Origin of the sequence: Amylibacter sp. SFDW26, assembly GCF_009184395.1 — a bacterium.
Taxonomy (GTDB): domain Bacteria; phylum Pseudomonadota; class Alphaproteobacteria; order Rhodobacterales; family Rhodobacteraceae; genus Amylibacter.
The window spans coordinates 1,232,858-1,238,886 of the sequence record NZ_WEIC01000001.1 but is presented as its reverse complement, the minus strand read 5'-3'; the positions used below and the strand labels follow the sequence as shown (position 1 = coordinate 1,238,886).

Annotated in this window: 7 protein-coding genes; 1 reads left to right on the top strand and 6 read right to left on the bottom strand. The window is 47.0% G+C overall.

Annotation, left to right across the window (positions count from 1 at the left end; all coding sequences use genetic code 11):
* Positions 1-182: 182 nt before the first annotated feature.
* Both F9L33_RS06275 and F9L33_RS06270 read right to left on the bottom strand, forming a co-directional pair.
* A complete protein-coding gene (locus F9L33_RS06275) occupies positions 183-809 on the bottom strand; it encodes a thiamine phosphate synthase (protein WP_152141853.1) in 627 nt (208 codons plus the stop codon).
* A gap of 101 nt (positions 810-910) precedes the next feature.
* The gene (locus F9L33_RS06270) at positions 911-1,447 is read right to left on the bottom strand and encodes a peroxiredoxin-like family protein (protein WP_152141852.1); all 537 of its coding nucleotides are present in this window, start codon (positions 1,445-1,447) and stop codon (positions 911-913) included.
* A gap of 112 nt (positions 1,448-1,559) precedes the next feature.
* Between F9L33_RS06270 and F9L33_RS06265 the strand changes: the two genes are divergently transcribed.
* Positions 1,560-2,393, top strand: a complete 834-nt coding sequence (locus tag F9L33_RS06265) for an AraC family transcriptional regulator (RefSeq protein WP_152141851.1) — start codon at positions 1,560-1,562, stop codon at positions 2,391-2,393.
* Positions 2,394-2,403: 10 nt separating this feature from the next.
* Here F9L33_RS06265 and eno read toward each other — a convergent pair whose 3' ends face one another.
* The 4 genes from eno to F9L33_RS06245 form a co-directional block, all read right to left on the bottom strand.
* The gene (gene eno, locus F9L33_RS06260; protein ID WP_152141850.1) at positions 2,404-3,681 is read right to left on the bottom strand and encodes a phosphopyruvate hydratase; all 1,278 of its coding nucleotides are present in this window, start codon (positions 3,679-3,681) and stop codon (positions 2,404-2,406) included.
* Between the two features lie 39 nt (positions 3,682-3,720).
* Positions 3,721-4,620, bottom strand: coding sequence for a DMT family transporter (locus tag F9L33_RS06255; protein WP_152141849.1), 900 nt, complete (start codon positions 4,618-4,620; stop codon positions 3,721-3,723).
* A gap of 18 nt (positions 4,621-4,638) precedes the next feature.
* Positions 4,639-5,058 (bottom strand): Fur family transcriptional regulator, encoded by a 420-nt coding sequence (locus tag F9L33_RS06250; protein WP_152141848.1) that lies wholly within the window; start codon positions 5,056-5,058, stop codon positions 4,639-4,641.
* A gap of 100 nt (positions 5,059-5,158) precedes the next feature.
* A complete protein-coding gene (locus F9L33_RS06245; protein ID WP_152141847.1) occupies positions 5,159-6,028 on the bottom strand; it encodes a PhzF family phenazine biosynthesis protein in 870 nt (289 codons plus the stop codon).
* Position 6,029 lies beyond the last annotated feature (1 nt).

Sequence of the window (6,029 nt, the reverse complement as noted above, 5' to 3'; positions counted from 1 at the left end):
AGAAATATGGGCTCTGCCTCAACGGTGTCCTCAATATCAAAAGGTGCAAAGCGCGGATCGCACAGCCATTTGAAGATCAAATATGCACTCACAGGTTAGTCAATTTGTGAACGGCAGCAAAGTCCACCATAACAGACGTTGATTGTTTATTCGTGTAAAATAAACACTCTTTCAGTGTTTAATTAAGCGATCACTTTTAGATATTTATCTAATGCAGCCACAGGATCATCCGAGGTCCAAATCTCATCACCCAAGCCAAAGAAATCGACGACAGGTGCCAGTGTCTTGGCAATCTCTAATGTGACATTCCCTTCGGCAATCACAGGCACTTCGACCATTTCTGACCACCATTCAAAGGTTTCAAATTCTGCCAAAGTGCCATCACCCAATGCGCTTTCGCCAACAGGGCCAAAGGCCACGTAATCCGCACCAATTTCACCTGCAGTCATGCCAGCATGTTTGGACGCTCCACAATATGTGCCGACAATGGCATCAGGGCCCAGTGCTTTGCGGACATCGCGCACTTGGCGTGAACTGTCTGGCAAATGCACACCGTCCAGCCCATGTGTTTCGACAAGACGGAAATGGCTTTCAATCACAATAGCCACTTCACGGGCGTGGCAAATCTCGCGCAATTGATCCGCTGCTTGTGAAATCTCACGTTCATCGGTGCTGGCCATCGTCAAGCGCACACAAGCCACCGCATGTGCATCCAGAACCTTGGCCAGTTGCGGGCCAAAGGTCGCTAAATCAAACGTGGTTGGTGTGATCAGATAAATCTGTGGTTCGTGCGCTTCTACGTCAGACATCGTCTTGCCCCTTTGTTTGAAATGGGTTTAACGGTCTATGCTCTTTGCGTCAAAGGGCAAGTTGGGGTGCACCGCGAATGGCTCGCGGTGCATAGGGCGGTTTAAACAGCGCCTGTATATTCGCCACGACCTGGGTAGTCTTTTGCGATGACGAAATCCAAAGCACCAAGCATTTCTTTGAAGGATGGGCGTGTGAATGGCATCGTTTGAATGGATGCAAAATAAAGTGTTTGATCTGGGCGTACTAGAAACAGACCTGGTTCAGCAAAGATGGCAGGTTCTTCGATGCCATTCGATGTTTTACCGATACCTTCGGATGTATAAAGACCCCATTCACGGGCTTTTTCCAATGACACACCATAACCGATACGCAATTTATTCGCACCAGATGCTTCTACCATCTGCGCTGCTTTTTCTTGTGTGTCACCGCTAAGTGCTATCACATTCACACCGCGTTGGGCGAATTCTGGCATCAAGCGTTCAAGTTCTTTTAGATAATTTGCACAGATCGGGCAGTGAATACCGCGGTAGAACACAACCAATGTAAATTTTTCTGATCCTTCCGAGCTTAAATCGAATGAACCATGGGCAACAGTTTCAACAGAAAGATCAGGTGTTTTTTGACGGGGAGTAAGCATTATATGTCCTTGTTTTATAAAACGGGCACAGGAGAATCCTTTGCCTTTTCTTGACAATACTGTACTATAAGATACATTTTGTTCAAATAAGTTGATCCAAAGTACGATATCTATGCCGCCCAAACCAGACAGACTGTCCGCACTCATCAACAGTTTTCGCGTCGATACGCATGTGCTGTCCCTTGGTGCATGCCGTGTGCCTGCGATGATGGATAAGGGGCAATTAAGCCCGAATTTGTTCATTATAACAAAGGGATCATTGCATAAGCATAATACGGATTTCCCTGAAAATACCGACGATACACCAGTGCTGATATTCTTCCCACACGGTGGCCTGAAAGGCGTTTGTGGCTATGCGGATACGCAGGATGCAGAGTTCATCTGTGCCTCTGTCGATATGGGCGGCGATGCGAATCCCATTGCGTTGGCTTTACCCGATGTTGTGACGATTCCGCTGAATGATGCGAAAGCCCTAAAAGCCGTCGCTGACATGCTGATCACTGAATCCTATGCCCCGCGCTGTGGGGGGAATGCCGTGATCGACCGTCTGTGTGAAATCATGGTGATCCAATTGCTGCGCCATTTGATGGAGAAGGGCGAGGCAGAGGTTGGTTTGATCGCAGGTTTAACGCATCCCAATCTATCCTATGCAATTGTGGCTATGCACAATGACCCGCAAAAAAGTTGGCTGATCGAAGACTTGGCACAAATCGCAGGTATGTCGCGCACGCATTTTTCCAACACGTTCCACAAAGTGGTGGGCGTTCCTGCGGGTGAGTATCTATCAAGTTGGCGATTGTCTTTGGCACGGGCAGAATTGGCGCGTGGTACCCGTTTGAAAGCGGTGGTGCAGAAGGTGGGCTTTTCCAGTTCTGCGGCCCTGTCGCGAGCTTTTAAGCGCCGATACGGCGTAACCCCGCGACAGGATATTTTGAATGCATCTTAAATGCGAAACCTTATCCTTTTAGGATAGATTTCCCTGCATATTGTGCAGTTTCACCAAGCATCTCTTCGATACGGATCAATTGGTTGTATTTCGCAATACGGTCTGAACGGGACAAGGAACCTGTTTTGATCTGACCACAGTTTGTAGCAACAGCCAAATCAGCGATTGTTGCATCCTCTGTTTCGCCAGAACGATGAGACATCACAGATGTGAAACCAGCGCGGTGCGCCATTTCAACGGCTTCCAAAGTTTCCGTCAAGCTGCCGATTTGGTTTACTTTCACAAGGATAGAGTTCGCTGAACCCTTTTCGATGCCATCCACCAAACGCTTTGTGTTTGTTACGAACAGATCGTCACCCACCAATTGGCACTTGTCGCCGATCATATCAGTCAGGGCTTTCCAACCATCCCAATCATCTTCGTCCATACCATCTTCAATGCTGATGATTGGGTATTTGCCCACAAGGTCAGCCAAATACTGAGCGTTTTCAGCAGACGTCAGTTTCTTACCTTCGCCTTTGTAGTTGTAAACGCCATCTTCATAGTATTCTGATGATGCGCAATCCAAAGCCAGATAAATCTCTTCGCCAGCCTTAAAGCCCGCTTTTTCAATAGAGGTCATGATGAAATCCAAAGCCTCTGTTGTAGAGCTTAGATTTGGCGCAAACCCGCCTTCATCACCAACGGCTGTGTTATGACCCGCGGCTGACAATTCTTTTTTCAAAGTGTGGAAAATTTCAGCACCAATACGGATCGCATCTTTTACGTTTTCCGCTGCCACTGGCATCACCATAAATTCTTGGATGTCGATTGGGTTATCTGCATGTTCACCACCATTGATGATGTTCATCATTGGCACTGGCAAAATGCGTGCTGATGTGCCGCCCACATAGCGGTACAAAGGTTGGCCAGAGAATTCAGCAGCTGCTTTCGCAATAGCCATAGAAACACCAAGGATCGCATTTGCGCCCAAGCGGGATTTGTTTGGCGTGCCGTCCAATTCGATCATTGCATTGTCGATTTCGACCTGTTCCAACGCATCCGCACCCAACAACATGTCAGCGATTTCGCCGTTCACAGCATCAACCGCTTTTTGAACGCCTTTACCAAAGTATCTGTTCTTGTCGCCATCGCGCAATTCAACAGCTTCATGCGCACCTGTTGAGGCACCTGATGGCACTGCTGCACGGCCCATAGCGCCGCTTTCAAGATATACGTCGACTTCGACAGTTGGGTTGCCACGGCTGTCTAAAATTTCGCGTGCTGTGATTTCGATAATGGTGCTCATAAGGGAACAGTCCTTTTTAGCTATAAAAGTTGAGGCTCTTTAACGTGAACTCTCGTCAGATGGAAGGGTTTGGATGTCGCGTTCTCGCATCATAAGAAAGAAACCTGACGCTATTATGCCAGTAGCCCCCAAAAGTGTTTGCCAATCAGGGCGTTCACCAAAGAAAACGATTCCGTAAAAAAGTGCGAAAATTAAGCGGCTATAGCGGAATGGAACGATTGCAGAAATTTGCCCCAACCGTACCGAAGCTGTGATGGTGATATAGGCCAGCATGGAACAGATGATGATGCCGATCATATAGACCTGCTCTAAGTGCGATGTTGTCAGGATATATGTCAGATCACTACCCTCTAGCTGGATCATGATAAACCCAACAGGGACCAGGATAAGGTATCCAAAGACGGACAATTGCAGTGTGGTTACACTGTCTTTGATCCTGCGCGTTGCCAAATCACGAATGGACAGGCCAAGCACACCCACAAGGGCAAACAGGGCGTTTGCATCAAACCCATCAAGACCAGGGCGTATGATGAGAACAACGCATAGAAAACCAAAGGTAATGGCGGTCCAGCGCCGCCATCCCACGGTTTCGCCAAGGATAACGGCTGCGCCTAATGTTACCATCAATGGCGTTGCCTGATGGATCGATGACATCGTTGATATATCCGTATAGGCCAAAGCCAATACTACACCTGTTGTCCCTAAAACTTCACCAAAGTTGCGTAACAGAACTGCAGGTGCAAAGAATGTCATTGGCAGAGGGTTTTGTTTGTTGACCAAACAGACCACAGAAAAAGCGATAGTAGCCACGATACCCAACACAAAAATAATCTGGGCGGGGCTTAGATCGTTGTTCGAAGCTGCTTTGATGAATGCATCCGATGAAGCGAATGCAAACATGGAAAAGACCATCAGTAAAATGCCACGGGTGTTTTCCATATTTATGTTTTTAATTCGCTATTCTTTTGGTTTCTTTGGCACACCGTATAATTCCAAACGATGCCCACGCAATTCATACCCTAATTTTTCGGCGATCTTTTCTTGTAATGCTTCGATTTCTTTATCAATGAATTCGATAACCTCACCTGAATTCATATCGATCAGATGGTCATGATGTTCGCGTTCGGCATCTTCATAACGTGCACGCCCATCGCCAAATTCACGGCGCTCTAAAATACCTGTTTCTTCAAATAGTTTCACAGTGCGGTAAACCGTGGCGATCGAAATGCCCACATCGATCGCAGAAGCGCGCGCATATAATTCTTCTACATCTGGATGATCTGTTGAGGTCTGCAATACATCCGCAATCACACGGCGTTGACCTGTCATACGCAGGCCATGTGCCTCGCAGCGTGCTATGATACTGTCTTTTGTCATATCAGGTCCCCTTTGATTGCTTTTTAAAGTCTCGCACCGATCCTGCAAGTCCGTTTACGTTAACGTCTATAACAATTTAATGGACAACCCAAGGGAAGGGTTAAAAAGCAAGTTGACCTTGCATAACTTTCACGGCGTAACCCTGTACTGTGACAGAAGTTGGTACACCACTTTCAATTGTCGTTGAAATGTTGATCGCAGATGGTCGCCCCATTTCCACGCCTTGCATAATGGTTGTGTTCAAAGCTTTCCCACTAAGTGCTGTAAGATATGTTCCAAGCGCTGCGGCGGCACTGCCCGTTGCAGGATCTTCTGGAATGTTACTCAAAGGTGCAAACATTCGCGCCTGAAAACCTGTATCCGTTTTGACATAAGCATAGGTGGCAAAGGTATCTATGTTGGTGCCATGTGACGCGTTGGCATTCGCATATACATCCGTCTTTACAGTCGCCTTGGCTAAGCTTTCCAAACTATCAAGTTCGATCATCGCAAAAGGTAAACCCACAGAGGCCATTTCTGGCATATGCGTTTCAGTCACGATAGCTGTTGAAGGTAGAGATAAGCAGGCTGCAATCATATCCACAGGTATGATGCCGAAACGCTCTAAGGGAATTGTTGAGGTGAATGCGGCGCTGCTGGGTACTCCTTTTTGAACCTTACAAGGAATAGGTCCAACCCCAAGCTCAAGGATCATTTTATCATGTCCACCTAAATCTGACAGGGCAACTGCTGTGCCTATTGTTGGGTGGCCCGCGAATGGGAGTTCGTTTTTAGGATCAAAAATACGCACCTTAGCAGTGTGATTTGAGTTTTCAGCAGGGTATACGAAAGTCGTTTCTGAAAAATTGAACTCAGCCGCGATTTTTTGCAAATGTTTTTCGGCTAATCCAGTGGCGTCAGGAATAATAGCCAATTGATTGCCGCCAAATACATCTTTTGTGAAAACGTCATAAACCAGATAATCTGTCATA